The 16,348-nt window shown below is 45.1% G+C and carries 19 protein-coding genes; 11 read left to right on the top strand and 8 right to left on the bottom strand.

Annotated elements, in window-relative coordinates:
- Positions 1–228: 228 nt before the first annotated feature.
- Positions 229–666 carry a hypothetical protein gene (locus tag K9J17_18320; GenBank protein MCF8278688.1) on the bottom strand — a complete coding sequence of 146 codons (438 nt, stop codon included), beginning with the start codon at positions 664–666 and terminating at the stop codon, positions 229–231.
- A 125-nt stretch (positions 667–791) separates the two neighbouring features.
- On the opposite strand from K9J17_18320, the gene K9J17_18315 reads away from it, so the two are divergent.
- Positions 792–1,673, top strand: a complete 882-nt coding sequence (locus K9J17_18315) for a transporter (protein ID MCF8278687.1) — start codon at positions 792–794, stop codon at positions 1,671–1,673.
- A gap of 19 nt (positions 1,674–1,692) precedes the next feature.
- On the opposite strand, the gene K9J17_18310 is transcribed toward K9J17_18315, so the two are convergent.
- Both K9J17_18310 and K9J17_18305 read right to left on the bottom strand, forming a co-directional pair.
- Positions 1,693–2,517 (bottom strand): inositol oxygenase, encoded by an 825-nt coding sequence (locus K9J17_18310; GenBank protein MCF8278686.1) that lies wholly within the window; start codon positions 2,515–2,517, stop codon positions 1,693–1,695.
- 98 nt (positions 2,518–2,615) lie between these two features.
- The gene (locus tag K9J17_18305; protein ID MCF8278685.1) at positions 2,616–4,496 is read right to left on the bottom strand and encodes a tail fiber domain-containing protein; all 1,881 of its coding nucleotides are present in this window, start codon (positions 4,494–4,496) and stop codon (positions 2,616–2,618) included.
- Between the two features lie 160 nt (positions 4,497–4,656).
- On the opposite strand from K9J17_18305, the gene K9J17_18300 reads away from it, so the two are divergent.
- Positions 4,657–5,595 carry a fatty acid desaturase gene (locus tag K9J17_18300; protein ID MCF8278684.1) on the top strand — a complete coding sequence of 313 codons (939 nt, stop codon included), beginning with the start codon at positions 4,657–4,659 and terminating at the stop codon, positions 5,593–5,595.
- Here the strand turns inward: K9J17_18300 and K9J17_18295 are convergent.
- The 4 genes from K9J17_18295 to K9J17_18280 form a co-directional block, all read right to left on the bottom strand.
- The gene (locus K9J17_18295; protein MCF8278683.1) at positions 5,592–6,374 is read right to left on the bottom strand and encodes an FkbM family methyltransferase; all 783 of its coding nucleotides are present in this window, start codon (positions 6,372–6,374) and stop codon (positions 5,592–5,594) included. The two genes, K9J17_18300 and K9J17_18295, sit on opposite strands and share 4 nt — an antisense overlap.
- Positions 6,371–6,844, bottom strand: a complete 474-nt coding sequence (locus tag K9J17_18290; GenBank protein ID MCF8278682.1) for a GtrA family protein — start codon at positions 6,842–6,844, stop codon at positions 6,371–6,373. Before K9J17_18290 ends, K9J17_18295 begins: the two co-directional genes overlap by 4 nt.
- Before the next feature lie 12 nt (positions 6,845–6,856).
- Positions 6,857–8,389, bottom strand: coding sequence for a solute:sodium symporter family transporter (locus tag K9J17_18285; protein MCF8278681.1), 1,533 nt, complete (start codon positions 8,387–8,389; stop codon positions 6,857–6,859).
- A gap of 68 nt (positions 8,390–8,457) precedes the next feature.
- Complete coding sequence (locus K9J17_18280; GenBank protein MCF8278680.1) at positions 8,458–9,075, bottom strand: heme-binding protein; 618 nt, start codon at positions 9,073–9,075, stop codon at positions 8,458–8,460.
- A gap of 132 nt (positions 9,076–9,207) precedes the next feature.
- Between K9J17_18280 and K9J17_18275 the strand changes: the two genes are divergently transcribed.
- From K9J17_18275 to K9J17_18255, 5 genes are read left to right on the top strand one after another with little or no spacing between them, the layout of a single operon-like run.
- On the top strand, positions 9,208–10,110 hold the full coding sequence (locus K9J17_18275) for an ABC transporter ATP-binding protein (protein ID MCF8278679.1): 903 nt from the start codon (positions 9,208–9,210) through the stop codon (positions 10,108–10,110).
- Positions 10,107–10,946 carry an ABC transporter permease gene (locus tag K9J17_18270; GenBank protein ID MCF8278678.1) on the top strand — a complete coding sequence of 280 codons (840 nt, stop codon included), beginning with the start codon at positions 10,107–10,109 and terminating at the stop codon, positions 10,944–10,946. Before K9J17_18275 ends, K9J17_18270 begins: the two co-directional genes overlap by 4 nt.
- On the top strand, positions 10,946–11,638 hold the full coding sequence (locus tag K9J17_18265) for a hypothetical protein (protein ID MCF8278677.1): 693 nt from the start codon (positions 10,946–10,948) through the stop codon (positions 11,636–11,638). The genes K9J17_18270 and K9J17_18265 overlap by 1 nt, the downstream gene beginning before the upstream one ends.
- Positions 11,635–12,327, top strand: coding sequence for an SDR family oxidoreductase (locus K9J17_18260; GenBank protein MCF8278676.1), 693 nt, complete (start codon positions 11,635–11,637; stop codon positions 12,325–12,327). The genes K9J17_18265 and K9J17_18260 overlap by 4 nt, the downstream gene beginning before the upstream one ends.
- Before the next feature lie 4 nt (positions 12,328–12,331).
- Complete coding sequence (locus tag K9J17_18255; GenBank protein ID MCF8278675.1) at positions 12,332–12,502, top strand: Lacal_2735 family protein; 171 nt, start codon at positions 12,332–12,334, stop codon at positions 12,500–12,502.
- Positions 12,503–12,612: 110 nt separating this feature from the next.
- On the opposite strand, the gene K9J17_18250 is transcribed toward K9J17_18255, so the two are convergent.
- Positions 12,613–13,140, bottom strand: coding sequence for a fasciclin domain-containing protein (locus K9J17_18250; protein ID MCF8278674.1), 528 nt, complete (start codon positions 13,138–13,140; stop codon positions 12,613–12,615).
- A gap of 83 nt (positions 13,141–13,223) precedes the next feature.
- On the opposite strand from K9J17_18250, the gene K9J17_18245 reads away from it, so the two are divergent.
- Genes K9J17_18245 through K9J17_18230 form a run of 4 tightly spaced genes read left to right on the top strand, consistent with a single transcriptional unit; the run spans position 13,224 to position 16,245 of the window.
- The gene (locus tag K9J17_18245; protein MCF8278673.1) at positions 13,224–14,135 is read left to right on the top strand and encodes a WD40 repeat domain-containing protein; all 912 of its coding nucleotides are present in this window, start codon (positions 13,224–13,226) and stop codon (positions 14,133–14,135) included.
- Between the two features lie 4 nt (positions 14,136–14,139).
- Positions 14,140–15,030 carry a DUF1853 family protein gene (locus tag K9J17_18240; protein ID MCF8278672.1) on the top strand — a complete coding sequence of 297 codons (891 nt, stop codon included), beginning with the start codon at positions 14,140–14,142 and terminating at the stop codon, positions 15,028–15,030.
- A 30-nt stretch (positions 15,031–15,060) separates the two neighbouring features.
- Complete coding sequence (locus K9J17_18235) at positions 15,061–15,927, top strand: hypothetical protein (GenBank protein MCF8278671.1); 867 nt, start codon at positions 15,061–15,063, stop codon at positions 15,925–15,927.
- A 54-nt stretch (positions 15,928–15,981) separates the two neighbouring features.
- Complete coding sequence (locus K9J17_18230) at positions 15,982–16,245, top strand: hypothetical protein (GenBank protein ID MCF8278670.1); 264 nt, start codon at positions 15,982–15,984, stop codon at positions 16,243–16,245.
- The last annotated feature ends 103 nt before the right edge of the window (positions 16,246–16,348 follow it).

Genomic DNA, 16,348 nt, shown 5'->3' with positions numbered 1-16,348 from the left:
GGTGAGTAAAGCGACTCAGGTAATGGCCTCCTTGAATACGAGGCATGGCACGGTCGGGGAATTTCTTATTGAAGGCGTCAATGTGGTAGTTGATGTCTGCTACACTGGCGCCTTTGCGGATGCCCTCATTTATTCTCCTCCGATAGCCTTCTTCAATGGCGTAGCACATGCATGCAATTTAAGAACCCATTTATTGCATTACAGAGACCCGAAGCGGTACGAAAAGGCTTACTTAGGCTTCACCACTTTGGCATCAGCAGCAGGCTTTGCGGCATCCGTAGGTTTCGTTGCGGCTTTCGCAGCTGGTTTTGAAGGAGCAGCCTTTGCTACAGGTTTTGTGGCAATAGCTTTAGCAGCAGGTTTCGTAACGGTTTTTGGTTTGTCCACGGCAGCTGGCTTAGCCACTACCAATGGCTTCGGCTCCACTTTAGACTTTACCAACTTGGGGCTCGATTTTTCCAATTTCGATTCTACACGGTCAATTTTCTTGGCTGTACTTTTTATTTCGCTCTTGATATATTTGGTGTAGGCCTTGCGGTGCTCTTTCCCTTCTGAACTCTCTAACTGGTCGGCCAAATATTTAGCATAGGCCACCAAACCTGATAGTCTGAACGAGAGCATTTTCTGCGTGATCGATTTTTTCTCTTCTTTTTTGATGTGTGCCATTTGAATTTGTCTTGTGTTTTGTAGCCTGCAAGATAAGCCAATAAAACGGCTACACTTGCATGAGGCATATCTCATGTACCGCCATGGATTCTATTCATAAATTGGGCCTTCAAATCCAGTAATCGATGTCCAAGTGTTTTCAATTACTCTTCGCTTCACTCCTTCTTTGCCTCAGTGCCTTACAGGTTCGTGCCCAATTTTCAGAAACCATTGCTAGCGACAGGCCTTGCATGACCAATGCAGCCACTACTGTTGGAGCACGAGTACTGCAATTTCAGGTAGGTGGAGATTTTGCTCAGTCCACCCTCAATTCGCGTTGGAGTTCTGGTTTTTCGGGAGGAATGGGCGAAGCCGTGATTCGGGTAGGCATTGCGGAGCGCTTGGAAGTAAACTTCACGGTGGCCTACATGAACATGAGCCAAGAAAAAAAGAACAATTATTCAACCAATCAGATCGAAGACCTCAACTATGCGTTCCGTTTGCGTGGCAATGTGGTAAAAGCCAATGGAGCCATTCCTTCCATCGGATTGTTTGCCGAGGTTTCTTTCCCGAAAAAAGGCACGCCCATGTACCAGAACAGTATCCGACCCAAATTTCTGATTCTAATTGAGCAGCAATTGGAAAGCCGGGTCAAACTTTCTTCCAACATCGGCATGACGTGGCTAAATGCGCCTACCCTGCAGTACACCCTCAATCTCAGTGTGGCCGTTTCGCCCCGTGTTTCCATGTACCTGGAACACTTCGGACAATACTATGCCGCCTACGGCAATCAAACGAATTATCTAGGGTCGAATGACCTGAAAATCGACTATTGGTACCCACGGATCAATGGAGGCGTTTCATTCCTCGTCACCAACGACCTACAACTGGATGTACAATCGGGTGTTGGTAAATGGTTGGTTTCGCCAAACCCCGAACAACGAGATTGGTATGTAGGCATTGGATTGAGCTACCGCATGCGCTTTAAGCAAAGTCAGAAAAAGGAAAACGCAGCCACTGGAGGATAAATCCTCGCAAAGCCAAGACCTACCAATATATTGGCCCCTTCCCTAGGTACTTTTCAATAATAGGCAAGTAGTAACCTTTCAGGTCGTCCAACTCGTAGGTCTGCGGGCGTTTGGTATAAAGGTCATATTGGTTGAAGTCCTTCACCCAATCCAAATAAGGCTTCTCCTCCTCTGCCATGATGTCCATGTAGCTACCGCCTGTGTGCCAAGGATAAAAACTATGGTAGCGCACCATGGTCATACCTTCTTTCGGTATGCTGTTCTCTTTGTGATTGGTCAGCACTTGAAACAGGTACTCATCGTGTCCCCAAGCTTTTAGCGCATTGTCTAATCCGTATCCTTTGCTGTAGATACCTAATTCGGTATTGTAGCGTGGGTCCTGCATATCGGGGTTGGCATCATTAAACTCAGGATAAACCAAGGTTTGTGGAAACTTACAACCTACTAGAAAGATATCACCCACCAATCCCCACTGCTCTTTCATGCTGGTGCCATCTTCATCTTCTCCCCAAAGGAACATGCACTTGCCAAGGTCGTGAATGAGGCCAACCAATTGCATCCAATCTGGTCGATTGTCCGCTCGCATGCCTTCAGCTGTTTGCACCAAATGATGCAGATTAGGAAGGTTCATATCCGGGTCGCTCAGATCAACGAATACGTTCAGCTTTTCCATAGCCTCCCACACGTGCATTGGTCGATCGAAGCTTAGGTACTTATTGCGCATGCGCTGAACATATTCAACCGTTTGGTTGGTACGCATCTTACGGTAATTCTCTCTTACCGTGGCTATGGTTTCGCCCTCTTCGTAATTACGGAAGTTGGCGGCTCTGGCTGTTGTTTCCATGGTACAAATTTAATAGTTCAACGAGTGAAGTGAATCACGTCATGAAAACAAAAAAGCCCCGCAGATGCAGGGCTTTCTTTCGTGCGATTAGGGCACTATTACTTCTTCAATTCTTCCCTGATGGATTCGTTGTCCTTAATGAGCGCATCGATCTGTGCCTGCTGTTTTTCAATCAGTAATTGTTGATCCTGCGTTGCCTTGATAAGAACAGGAATAAGGTCAGAATAGAAGATTCCATAGCGATCGGTCTTATCGATTTCCTCACCAGCATCATTGTAGATAGGTTCTAGATTACCTTGGATAACCACTTCATCAATTACTTCGTCCACTTCCTGTGCAATCAGTCCCAATTTGGTGCCCCACTGTGGTTTTTCTTTCCATGTGAATGAAACAGGACGCAGTTTCATTAAATCAGCGATGCCATAGCCTAATTCGCGCACATTCTCCTTGTCCCTACCATCGGAGGTATTGATTGTTCCGTTACCTGCATAAACAACAGACCATCGGTTGCTAGCAGTACCCAAGGTTTTGTTGTTGTCAGAAGCAGGTTGGAAGAAGGATGCACTGAATCTGTATTCGCGTGACGGAGTGGTCAACCCGAAGGACTCTCTCCTAAAAACCAACTCGCCTTGATTATCGAAACCATCATTTGCAATGCGCCATTGGCTGTTGCCGCCATCTCGCATGAGGTCCAATCCAGCTTCATTTGCATTTGAAGCGGACGTAATCCGTGCAAAAGCATTTCCAGCGCTTACTATATCCAACAATTGGACTGGATCAGTTGTTCCAATTCCGATGTTTCCTGCTTTGGCGGTAAGGTCAATAGAAGAACCGGTAACCAAATGCACGGAGCCTGCTAGACTGCCTAGGTCTACATCTGCAATTCCTCCATAGTAAGAACCTACGTAACCGCGGTAGCCGTTATTCTCCCAAAAACCAAGATAGACCTGATCGGTAGCATTGACTTTAATTGTTTGTCCTGTACTTGGATTATTCACATCGAGCGTTGCTGCAGGACTTGTGTTGCCGATACCGATCTTACCAGCCTTAGCGGTCAAGTCGATGGTTCCACCCGTTACCAAATGCACTGAGCCTGCATCGCTGGCAAGGTCAATATCTTCCTCGTTACCTGCTACAGAACCAACATAACCGCGATAGCTAAGCGCCTCGTAAAAACCTATCTGCAACTGATCGTTGGTCACCAAACGAACAATCTCTGAAGATGCACCACCTCTGATATCAAGCGGAGACAGAGGGGTTCCAGTGCCTAGTCCCATTCTGCCATTGCTTCCATCCAGATACATACGTAACTGGTCGGTTGAACCGCTTACTAGATTATGTAATTGAAGACCCACTCCTCCACCTTGTGTGCTCCACTGCCAGCCGGTTCCTCCAGTGCTTTCAAATTTGATGTTTCCAAAACTTGAGTTGATACGGAGAGAACCATTATCCAAATGCAGCCTCTCCAAAGGCGTTGTGGTGCCAATACCAATGTTGGTTCCATTGTCGAATAACTGCGAATTACCCAACTGATTGCTTGAACTGAACTTAGAAACGTAGTTGGCAGTTCCGCTCACATTAGCAGCACTTTTAGCGTGTAGTGCGTAAGGAACAGAGATCAATTGCGAAACGCCCATGGTCTGATAACTGGTTCCGCCCGATGGGTCTAGACCTATTTCGATGTAATGTGAATTTCCCGCCCAATCGATGACCAGCATGGCTCCACCAATATCTTCCGATCCTATCTGCAGATTGAAGAGACCGAAATCATTGGTCGTAACCGCATGTTCTTCTTGATAAACGATAGTTCCCGTGGTTGATCCGCTACGGATGTATACACGAACACCAACGGCTTGGTTGGCAAGAACGTTTCCGCCATTGTCTCGGGCTACGCCCTGGTAGTTCATTAGTTGGGGTGATTGAGCCAAAACGTTGGCGAATGTCAAAGCCAGCGTAAAACAGAGTAATAGATGTTTCATCGTTCTTTTTTGTTGATTGGTCTAGTGTAAATATATACAAACCCTGTAATACGACCGAATCAGTACTAAGCTTTCCATTCTCTTTTCCCGAATATACGGATGGGTAGAAACAGTATTTGATGGGACGCGATGAACATAAGCGAATGACTAATTTTGCATCATGCTTAAATATTCAGCAGATATCCGAACGCTGGCAGTAGTTGCCCTCTATTTTACCTGCTCCATTTTGGCGTGGGTTTATTTTCCATCAGAATGGTACTTGCGTTTGCCGATTATGGCTGTGCTGGCTGTGCTTTCTTTCATGTGTGCTGTCATCGTTCACAATACCATCCATCATCCCATTTTCAAGAGCAAAGGGATGAACAAGTTGTTTCAAGTAGTGCTGTCTTTCACGTACGGACATTCCGTAAGCGCCTACGTTTCGGGACATAATTTCAGTCACCACCAGCACACTCAAAAGCCGATGGACCGTATCCGTAGTACGCAAATGCGCTACCGATGGAATTTCATGAATCAGTTCATGATGTTCTTTCAGAATGCGCCAGGCATTATGAAGGATGAGAACATATTTGCCAAGCGCATGCTGAAGGAAAAACCGAGTTGGTTCTACCAGTATGCATTGGAAATGGTGATTGTACAGCGCGCCAAATTCGGATTGCTGTTCTACAACTGGGAATATGCCTTGCTGCTCATTTTTATTCCTCATCTGTATGCCGCTTGGGGAATTGTGGGTACCAACTACTGGCAGCATGATGGTTGCGATGAAAACCATGCTGTTAATCATTCGCGAAACTTTACCAATCCGTTCTTGAACTTTATTGCATTCAACAATGGTTTTCATGGCGCGCACCACAATCGACCCGATCTGCATTGGAGCCAATTACCAGCGTATCATGCCGAGCATATCCGCCCTCAGTTACACCCGAACCTAGAACAGAAGTACCTCCTGCCTTATCTTTGGAAAACCTGTATTTGGCCTGCCAAGCGCTTAGACTATTTAGGCCATCCTGTCGTACTGGATGATTCTGTGAAGTACGAAGACTGGATTCCGAGTGCGGATGTTGAAGCGAATAAATATCAGTTGGGTGTTGAGGTTTAAAGCTGAGAGAAGGATGGATTGATCGCCAAAACCTTAGATCGTACCACATCCGTATTCCACCCTTTTCCGCTCAACCAAGAAACAAGCACATCGCGGTTTCTGCGTTCATTATCAATGTGATGCGTTTCCATGGTAATGAATCGAATGGAATTCAATTGCTTATCATTCAAGCAATAAAGAATGTCGTATTCTGCGCCTTCGCAGTCCAATTTCAGAATATGGATCTGTGCTAGCTGCCGTTCTTTCATCAGGCTATCAAGCGACAATGACCTGACGTTTAACTTATCATTTCCGGCATCTAGCCCATACATGCTAGCTGATGTACTGAACGAATCGGTGTTGTCGAACTGGATTTCCAACTCTCCATCCGTATCCGAAAGAACGCCTTCAAAAATGGTCCAATCAAATTGGCTGTTCATCTGCTTGTTTCGTCTAAGCAAGTTCAGATTATTCGGAATCGGCTCTACAGAAATAACCTTGGCCTTCGGAAATCGTGTGAAACTGAATGCAGAAAGGTAGCCCACATTGGCACCAACATCCACAATGGTTGGCGTTGCGGTTAAGCCCAAAATGGTTTCTTTAAGTTGATCAAACCTATAATCATCTGTAAAGAACACCTCTTTCGCTGTATGCATCATGCGCGATGGCACTTCTACAGATACATCATTCTTAGCTTGTAGAACAAACGGCTCCTGCTTAGCAATACCCCATTTATGAAAGAGGTAGGACGGGAAGTTTTTCACATTCCGCATCATTCCCAACACACGACCAAAACTCATGCTTGCGGTGTTTCGGGTTCGTCTCCTTTAAAAACCCAGAATTTCTGACCAAGGAAGTTCATTACCGCACTAAAGCCAGTTGCTCCAATAAAAGCGATGAAATATTTGTACGGAAGATTGAGTATATCGGCAAAATGATGCAGGAGAAATAGCAAGGAAGAATTGACCAATACGTTCATCACCAATGACAAGCCATAGAGTGTCACAAACTTGGCCATACGCGATTTGGAGCTGTCGCGCTTTTTCCATGTCCATATCTTATTAAGTGTATAGGTAACGCTCATTCCACACAGAAATGAGATGCTTTTGGCCACTGATTCGTTCGGTGCAAAACCAAAAAGCTGTTCTGGAATAAGATTGAGTAAAAGGTAGTAGCAGCCAAGATCAACAAGTACGGCCAACACACCTATCATGGTGAATTTGACTACTTGTTTCTTCAGATCTGGAAGTTCGCTCAGCTTTTCAAACACGGATCAAAGGTATTATCTGAATACCCAATACAGTGCTACCACGCTTAAAAAAATCAGTACGCTCCACACAATGACGGTCTTGCTTGGCTTCATGTCATATCCTTTGTTCACAGGATAAACGATGTCGCGGGTTTCTGGCTTAATGAGCGATATGCCTACCATTACCACGATGCAGACCACAAAACAAATGGCCATGTGATGAAGGAATGCAATCTCTGGGAATTGATTCAGTAGAATCAGATACAATGGCACGTTGATGAGCATTCCTGCAACAGCAGCTTGCCAAGAGGTCTTTTTCCAAAGGAAACCTAAGAAGAATGCAGCTACAATTCCGGGTTGAATACAGCCCCACCAAATCTGAATGAACTTATAAAGACCTTCACCGAAATCGGCTACAAAGCGTGTGCTCAAACAGGCTAAAACCACAAATACAATGGTTGCAATTCGACCAACCTTGATGTAGTGTTTAGAAGATTCTTTCGGTTTCCATGCCTGATAAAAGTCGATGGTGAAAATGGTGGCAGCCGAGTTCAATAACGAATCGAGTGTACTCATGGTAGCACCAAATAGCGCTGCAAACATGATTCCGATCAAACCAGTTGGAAGCAGGTTCTTGATAAGCGTTGGGTAAGCAAGATCCGCATTCGGAATTTGGTCGGCATACAACTCAAAAGCGATGATTCCTGGGAACACCACGATCATGGGCATGATCAACTTCAAACTAGCTCCAAATAGCACACCCTTCTGCCCTTCCGAGAGGCTTTTGGCCGCCAAGGTCCGCTGAGTGATGAACTGATTCAATCCCCAATAGAAAATGTTCGGAAGCCACATGCCGCCAATGAACACAGCTGTCCATGGCAATTCAGGATGATCAGCAGGAAGAACGGTGTGCAAGCGTCCGGCAGAAAGCTCTACAAATGCAGACCAACCACCCACGGCATCCATCGCTAAAACAGTAACCAGCACACCACCAATTAGCAATGCAGTTCCTTGAATAACGTCTGACCAAACCACGGCTTTCAATCCACCATAAACGGTGTAAAGACCTGCTATTCCACCGATCAGCCAAACGCCCATTTCCATCGGCACACCGAAAATGGTGTGCATGGCCAAGGCACCAGCATAAAGAACCGTAGCCATGGTTACGCCTGCATACATGAAAAGCAGGCCAAAACCCATGATCATCCGTGGCCATTTGTTGTAGCGGTATTCCAAAAACTCTGGAATGGTATAAATGCCTGACCGTAAGAAACGTGGTAGTAAGAAGAGGGCAACAATGATGAGTGAAAGCGCTGCAATCCATTCATAACTGGCTATGGCCATGCCAATATCAGCCATGAATCCTTGACCAGCCATACCCACAAAATGCTCGGTAGAGATGTTGGAAGCAATGAGCGACAGTCCGATCATCCACCATGTAAGTCCTCGTCCTGCAAGGAAATAATCTTCCGAGGTTTCCTCTTTTCGACCCGCATAAAGCGAAACTCCGATTACAAGAAGAGCAAAAGAGATAAATGTAATTAGATCGATTACACTGAAGTCCATGGGCGTAGTTATTGCGAAAGCACTAAACTACAAATCAACTCTTTCGGTGGACAGAAAATTTCTGCTACCTACAGCAACTTCAATAGATCCACATCAGATCTGTTGATCTCTACCGCCACCTCATTCCTTCTGTTGATGAGTTGAAATGGGGGATTGTAACCCATGTACCAAGGTTCGGATTGAATCTCGATGCCCATGGTTTTAAGCGTTGAAACCAGTTTATCAGCGTTTTCAGCGATTTTATCATCACTGGCCCAACCACCAAAACGAATAGCTACCACGTACTTCTCTCCTACTTCAGAGAATTTCACGCTTCGGTCTTTCGGTGCTGGAAGTTCTTCCATCTTCATATCAGCAGGCATCACAAAACTCATCTGTGAACCCGATTCGTTGAACGCCATATGAACGGGCGCAGTCATGGCTATGGATTGACTCTTCTCGTTTCCACCAAAAATGTATCCAGCCAGAACGCGGAAATTCTGATTGGAACTGCTGCGATAACTGCTGCTCGAGTCAGTTACCGAGGCCATCACGGCCTTCGGATAATAACGCGCTTCAAGTTGATTGTTCTTCCAAAGCACTTCGTACGCTTGTTGTTCTGTCTTGGCCATGTCCATGGAGATGTAGGCCTGCGCTGCGGTAAACACCAAAAGCACCACGACCAATATGATTAATGCGATTCTCATTTTCTAGAAAGTTCTGAAAATGAAACATAATGCGCGTGAGTTAGTTCACACTATCAATTGTTTTGTTTAAGATTTAAATTAAAACATTTAACAAAAATATGTGTTTGGATTGCTATAAGTTTCAATTAAAGCATGTCAGAAACGATATTGTCAGTATCAGGATTGGAGAAGTACTACGGTACCTTTCACGCACTGAAAGGACTGGATCTGGAAGTAAAACGTGGTGAGATCTTCGGTCTGTTGGGACCGAACGGTGCGGGAAAGACCACCATGATCCGGATTCTGGTCGGCTTGATCAAACCGAACAAAGGAACCGTTCGTTATTTCGAAAAGATCGACCTGAAAGACCTGAACGATGCCTTGCCACGAATTGGCAGCATCATTGAAGAGCCTCGCTTCTACCCTTACCTAAGCGGAAAACTGAACTTGCAGGTTTCGGCACGCTATTACCCTAAAGAAATCACGAAACAGCGAATCACAGATTTGATTGAACTGGTTGGCTTGACTGGAAGAGAAAGTGATCGTGTTTCAACTTATTCGCAAGGGATGCGGCAGCGACTAGGAATTGCGCAAGCCATGCTCAATGATCCGGAGATCATCATTTTGGATGAACCCACAAATGGCCTCGACCCGAAGGGAATCATCGAACTCCGTCAGCTCATTATCCGCTTGAAAGAGGAATTCGGCAAGACCGTCATTCTCTCTTCACACATCCTTTCCGAAGTGGAACAAATGGCCGATAGCATGGCTATCATCAACAAAGGTGTTTGTGTTTCGCAAGGAAACGTGTCTGAGTTGCTTTCGAAGAATTCCGTTTCTGTGAGTTTAGAGACGGATGATCTGGCAGCTTCTAAGGTGATGATTGAAGCGATGGGTTATTCTGTAATGCAAGACCAAAAAGCGATCAATTTTAACGCAGAACTGGCCGCCATTCCAGACGTGGTTTCCAAGTTGAACGCTGCCGATCACAAGATCTATCGCCTCGACCACAGACGTAAACTGGAAGACTACTTCCTCAAACTGACTGCTGCATGAGACGGATTCTTGAAGCGGAGATTATCAAAGCGTTCACACGTCCGCGGAGCTACATCGGCATGGGTTCCATCATTGCGTTGGTAGCGCTGATTGATGCCTCGTTCTACTTTACTGGCAAGGAATACATCGACCTGCTGTTTCAGAATTTCGACCAGGTTTTCTCCTTGGAAGGCACGGTCGTGAATGGAAACCTCATCTGTTTCATCATTCTGCAAACGCTCATTATTCAGCTGCCGTTGTTGGTTGCGTTGGTAACGGGCGATCTCATCTCGGGCGAAGCCGCCATGGGAACCTTGCGTTACTCTCTCACCAAGCCCATCAGCCGATTCAAATTCATCTCGGCCAAGTGGATAACAGCCATGCTTTATTCCTTGGGAATTCTGCTTCTGTTAGGCGTTTTCGCCTACGGATTATCGTTGGTCATTTTCGGTCCGGGAGATCTATTGGTGCTCAATGCCGATGGATTGGTGGTAATCCGCGATGCAGAGTTGTTCTGGCGATTCATGGCTGCATTCGTGTTTGCGTTCATCAGTTTGACAACCGTTGCTTCGCTTTCGCTGATGCTTTCGGCCTTCTCTAACAACAGCGTTGGCCCCATTGTACTTACCATGGTGGTGATCATCGTCTTCACGGTCATCAGCTCTTTTGAAATGAGCTTCTTCGACCCGATCATGCCATTCCTTTTTACCAACCACATGGGACTGTGGCGCAGACTATTCTCCGACCCGATCCCAACTGCCGAAATTCTCCAGTCTGCAGGCATTCTTGTGCTGCATTCGTTGGTATTCTTCGGCATCACTCAATATCATTTCAAGAACAAAGACATCATCGAATAATGAAACGATCAATCACCATTGCATTACTTCTACTCGTCACTCACGTGAGTTGGGCACAGACAGCCAACGAACTTGTAGAGAAGATCCGCATCGACTTCAAAACCATCAACGATCTGAAATGCGATGTGCAGATGAACTTCGACATTCCGGGCGTGGCCATTGAGAAGATCAATGGGAAGATGTTCTACAAGAAACCGGATAAATTCCGTGTGCAGACCAAAGGTTTGATTTTCCTACCCAAGCAGAATCCGTTTGAGCAGTTGGAATTGCTTGACGACCCAAGTTCATACATCGCCATTTTGGCTGGAGAATCGGTAGTGAATGGCATTGCCTGCCACAACATCAACATCATTCCGAATAACCCAGAAGAGTTGGTAATTATGCGCTTGATGGTGGGGAAAAAGGACGGACGGATTCACAAATCTGAGCTTACATTGAAACGCGAAGGAACCGTAACCTACTTCAACACTTACGCTAACGCGACCGATATTCTTCCAAGGGAAATGGAATTCATGGCCGATTTCCGAAGGTTCAAAATGCCAAAAGCCATCAGTGGCGATTTCAGCAGCACGCCTGTCCGAGAAGACGAAACTCAAGGGAAATACGAAACGGGAAAGGTGAAGATGGTCATCTCCAATGTGGAGTTGAACCGCAAGGTGGACGATAGTGTATTCACAGACTCAGGATCATGAAGAACATACTCATAATAGGAGCCAGTTCTGGAATTGGCAAAGCATTGGCGCTACAGTTAGCCAAGCAGGAAATTCGGGTGTTTGGTACCTACAACCAAAGCGAATCAGCATCAACCGAGAACATCGAATTCCATTATTTGAATGTGTTGGATGAGGAACTGGATCTGTCCTTCGTTCCTGATGAATTGCACGGATTGGTGTATTGCCCAGGCAGCATCAACCTAAAGCCGTTTCATCGCATCAAACCCGCTGAATTTGCCGAAGACCTGCAACTGCAGACCATCGGTGCCATCAAGGTCATTCAAGCAGTTTTACCAAAGTTGAAATCGGGTAAAGGTTCCATTGTGCTGTTCTCCACCGTGGCGGTACAGCAAGGATTCAATTTCCATGCGCAAGTGGCTGTTTCTAAAGGTGCCATTGAAGGATTGACACGCTCGTTGGCGGCAGAATTTGCTCCTACCATTCGTGTTAATTGCATTGCGCCATCGTTGACGGACACACCATTGGCGGAAAAGCTGCTGAACTCAGACCAGAAGCGCGAAGCCAATGCTGAGCGTCATCCGCTAAAACGAATTGGAACCAGCCAAGACATTGCCAATGCAGTCGCTTTCCTCCTATCTGAACATAGTTCTTGGATGACAGGTCAAATAATGAAGGTTGACGGAGGCATGTCGGCCATAAAAGGATAGATCCATGTTCGGATTATTCAAGAAGAAAACAGAGAAAGAGAAACTGCAGGAACGCTACAACAAGCTGATGCAAGAGGCATTCGAATTATCGAAGATCAATAGAACTGCCAGCGATAGCAAATATGCACAGGCAGATGCCGTACAAAAGAAGATGGAAAGCCTTGATCAGGAATAAGTTTTAGCACACTTTTACTGATCATGCATTTACCACTTAAACTTTTGAGCACAAAAAAAAACCGCTACCGAATTTAATCGATAGCGGTTTTTATCTTGATTGGATGGTACTTATTTCGGCATTACAACCGTATCAATTGCATGGATTACGCCATTTGACGCAGCCACATCAGCAATAACAACTGTAGAAACGTTTCCATTGGCGTCTGTCAAGATCACGTTCTTTCCTTTCAATGAAGCTACTAAGGTTCCTCCTTGAACTGTTTTGATCTCAAACTTTCCTTTGTTCTTCTTAATTGCTTCAATCACAGCAGCAGCTTTGAACTCTCCAGCTACCACGTGGTAAGTCAAAATTGCTGTAAGCTTGTCTTTTGCCTCTGCCTCCAAAAGGCTTTCAACTGTACCCTTTGGCAATTTTTCGAAAGCTGCATTTGTCGGAGCAAAAACTGTGAACGGACCTTCACTGTTCAACGTAGCAACTAGATCTGCTGCTTTAACAGCTGCAACCAATGTGCTGAAATCTTTGTTCCCTGCAGCAACACCTACAATTGTTTCTTCACCGTCACCATTTCCTCCTGTAGCAAATACAGAACTACCAGTTACGGCTACGGTCATCAGTGCAATAATTAACTTTTTCATTGTATTCAAGTTTTAGTTTAGTTTGATGCAGAACAGTGGTCATCAAGTATTGTTCAACTTTTTACGTAATTAATTAAACAATAATGAATATCGAACTCATTTCTGAACTCACCGGACTGGATGGTTCTGTTTACAGTTTAGAAAAAGCGGCCGCATCCGATCGGATATTTTCTGGAAGCAACGACCAATTGGTGGTTGAGTGGGACCTGGAGCAAATGCAAGCTGTAAAAGCCGTTGCCTCGTTACCAAGTCGTTCGTATGCCTTAAAGTACATCGCGGAGTTCAATCTGCTCATTGTGGGCAATTACTCAGGCGGAATGCACGTCATCGACCTCCATATCGGCAAAGAGATCAGGTTATTCCAATTGCATCAGAACACCATTTTCAATATCGAATATGATGAGCAGCGCAAGCGCATCATCAGCCTTAGTGCCGATGGCAGTTACGCTGTTTGGAGCCTTCCCAATTTCGAACTCCTTCATCACGAAGTGTTAACGCCTCTTAAGGTCCGTTGCGTTGCCTTTCGGCCAGATAAAGATGAGATGGTCATTGGTTGTGGCGATGGAACCATTCGCGTTATTCATACCCAAACATTTGAGCAATTGGCAAAACTTGAGGGCCACGAAAAGGATTTCTCGGTCAATTGTTTGGAGTACACTCCAAACGGAAAGCAGCTGATATCCGGAAGCAGAGATGCGCGATTGAATTTCTGGGATCTTGCAAGCGGATACGAACTTCTTTACAGGATACCTGCACACAATTACGCCATTTACAGTATCGTTTTTCATCCTTCTAAACCGATCTATGCTACTGGTAGCATGGACAAGACCATCCGCATTTGGGAGCTCGGGAAAATGAGACCGATCAGAACCATCGACCTCAGTAATGGTGGACACAAGAATTCGGTGAACAAGCTGCTTTGGTCGGATTTTAATGACTTCTTGATTTCCACGGGAGACGACCGAAGTATTAAAGTTTGGAAAATCGAAGTCTGAATCAATGCTTCTCAAAAACCTACATCTCCGCAGAATCCATTGGGCCATTTTCAGCCCATCACTCCTCGCCTATCCATACTGCGTTGATTACATCAGAGATGAAGCGCACAGAAAAGCTGTGATTCAACTCCTTCAAGAATTGGATTCAAGGCCAGATGAAGTGAACGCGCACTTTCACAACTTAGGTGCAATGCCAATGGGCAAGTACTTCGAACAGTTGCTTTTCTATATTATCGATAAAGACGAACGGTTTGAAATCGTTCTCAAAAACCATCAGGTACAAGAAGGCAATATCACCATTGGAGAACTTGACCTACTCCTACGAGATACAGCAACTGGCCAACTGGAACATTGGGAAATTGCCTTGAAATACTACCTGCAAAGCGCTCCTTCATCGGACTTCTCAGCAATGATCGGCCCAGATGCAAAGGACAATTTGGACCAGAAGATGAAGAAGCTCACCGAACATCAAATGCGGCTTTCTTCTCATCCAAAAATCAGAGGACTATTCAACGGAGAGCAGATTGAAAGCAAACTTTTCATGAAAGGGCAATTCTTCTTTCGACAAGGTCAAAAGAAAACACTTCCGCAGCATTCAAATCCTTTCCTCGAACAAGGATACTGGTGCTTTCTTTCGGAAGCTGAAGAGGTTCTGAATGATGAATTGAAGTGGCTCGTGATTGAAAAACCTGATTGGATCGGTCAAATTACTTTGACCGATGATGCAACCCTGCTTTCAGCAGCACAGATTCTGGACTTCCTGAAAAAACAATTCGATTGTGATAACGAATCCATTCTCTGTGTTGGATTTTCTGAAAGCAATTTCGGGTGGATAGAAAATACGCGCGGATTTGTGGTTTCCAACAGATGGCCAAGTACACGTGCATACCAATAATTACATTTACGGGAATATTTGAACAACCTCATGAAACGTAATTCAATCCTTGCCTGCATTGTTCTGATCTTCAGCCTTAGTTCATGTGTTGAAAAAGACACGCAACCTGATGGTCCTTATCTGATCTTCAAGTTCAAATTCGACCCAACGCAGACTCGATATGACAGTTTCGGAAACGTTGCAACCGTTCCGTCAGGAAATGCAGCGCAGTCTCCTTCTTTCAATAAAATGTCTGCGCATTATGTAGAAATGATTCCTACCGCTTGGACGGCTTTAGGAACGGGTGAAATCGTGTACGAAGGCGAAGAGACCTATGCTGGTGGAAGCCGCGCCATTAATTTCGACAAAGCGATTGTTAAAGGTGAAAACGAGGTTTTCCTATCCATTCCGTTGAGTTCTATTTCTGCAGGAACCTATGAGTTCATCCGTGTGTCAGTTACCTATCAAGATTTCGACATCATTTACAATGCAAATGGCTTCAACAATCTAACAGGCACACTCGCTTCTTTCATCGGATTCAATACCTACATCACTTCGTACAACATCAATCAAAAGGTTGAGAATGTGAACGCAAACAAATTGCAAGGTTATTGGGGATTTGAATCCACAGTTGTTGGGCAGAGTTTCTTTTTGTCTGGGCAAGTACCTGCCGGATTCACCACCGTTGTTAATCCATTATCTAACAGCCCCATTCCTGCTGGAAGCTGCTTGGTTACAGGGCCTTTCCAAACTCCATTGACCATCTATGGAAATGAAACTTCCGACATCGAAGTGCAACTTTCGTTCTCCACCAATCAGAGTTTTGAATGGACAGATAGCAACAGCAACGGACAATTTGATTCAGGAGAGACACCTGTAGATATGGGGCTTCGTGGTTTGCGCGCTATCGTGCAGTAAGGAGATCAGAACGGTCCTATTGTCTCTTCCTGAACTAGCCTGACACATTTTGCCGTGTTCGATGATCATTTGGCCATGTTCGATGTTCATTTGGCCGTGTTCGATGTTCATTTGGCCGTGTTCGATGTTTATTTGGCCGTGTTCGATGTTTATTTGGCCGTGTTCGATGATCGTTTTGCCGTTGTCGATGTTCATTTGGCCATGTTCGATGATCGTTTTGCCATGTTCGATGATCATTTTGCCATGTTCGATGATCGTTTGGCCATGTTCGATGTCAATCTGGGAGTCTGTTCAATAAACTGTGTCAACGGTCAGTAATACTTAATTTAAAAACTGAAAAAGACACAGACAATGAAAGAAGAAGAGAAAGACAGATTCGATTACGCCAACTTTGAGAGGGAAGCGATAGAGAAATTGAAGA

The organism is Flavobacteriales bacterium (assembly GCA_021739695.1).
GTDB lineage: Bacteria > Bacteroidota > Bacteroidia > UBA10329 > UBA10329 > UBA10329.
Note: the sequence above shows the minus strand (reverse complement) of the source record. Positions and strands in the feature narration are given on the sequence as shown.

Coding starts and splice junctions, on each gene's coding strand:
- K9J17_18320 (MCF8278688.1), bottom strand. CDS start 666: ATGGCACACATCAAAAAAGAAGAGAAAAAATCGATCACGCAGAAAATG.
- K9J17_18315 (MCF8278687.1), top strand. CDS start 792: ATGTCCAAGTGTTTTCAATTACTCTTCGCTTCACTCCTTCTTTGCCTC.
- K9J17_18310 (MCF8278686.1), bottom strand. CDS start 2,517: ATGGAAACAACAGCCAGAGCCGCCAACTTCCGTAATTACGAAGAGGGC.
- K9J17_18305 (MCF8278685.1), bottom strand. CDS start 4,496: ATGAAACATCTATTACTCTGTTTTACGCTGGCTTTGACATTCGCCAAC.
- K9J17_18300 (MCF8278684.1), top strand. CDS start 4,657: ATGCTTAAATATTCAGCAGATATCCGAACGCTGGCAGTAGTTGCCCTC.
- K9J17_18295 (MCF8278683.1), bottom strand. CDS start 6,374: ATGAGTTTTGGTCGTGTGTTGGGAATGATGCGGAATGTGAAAAACTTC.
- K9J17_18285 (MCF8278681.1), bottom strand. CDS start 8,389: ATGGACTTCAGTGTAATCGATCTAATTACATTTATCTCTTTTGCTCTT.
- K9J17_18280 (MCF8278680.1), bottom strand. CDS start 9,075: ATGAGAATCGCATTAATCATATTGGTCGTGGTGCTTTTGGTGTTTACC.
- K9J17_18275 (MCF8278679.1), top strand. CDS start 9,208: ATGTCAGAAACGATATTGTCAGTATCAGGATTGGAGAAGTACTACGGT.
- K9J17_18270 (MCF8278678.1), top strand. CDS start 10,107: ATGAGACGGATTCTTGAAGCGGAGATTATCAAAGCGTTCACACGTCCG.
- K9J17_18265 (MCF8278677.1), top strand. CDS start 10,946: ATGAAACGATCAATCACCATTGCATTACTTCTACTCGTCACTCACGTG.
- K9J17_18260 (MCF8278676.1), top strand. CDS start 11,635: ATGAAGAACATACTCATAATAGGAGCCAGTTCTGGAATTGGCAAAGCA.
- K9J17_18255 (MCF8278675.1), top strand. CDS start 12,332: ATGTTCGGATTATTCAAGAAGAAAACAGAGAAAGAGAAACTGCAGGAA.
- K9J17_18250 (MCF8278674.1), bottom strand. CDS start 13,140: ATGAAAAAGTTAATTATTGCACTGATGACCGTAGCCGTAACTGGTAGT.
- K9J17_18245 (MCF8278673.1), top strand. CDS start 13,224: ATGAATATCGAACTCATTTCTGAACTCACCGGACTGGATGGTTCTGTT.
- K9J17_18240 (MCF8278672.1), top strand. CDS start 14,140: ATGCTTCTCAAAAACCTACATCTCCGCAGAATCCATTGGGCCATTTTC.
- K9J17_18235 (MCF8278671.1), top strand. CDS start 15,061: ATGAAACGTAATTCAATCCTTGCCTGCATTGTTCTGATCTTCAGCCTT.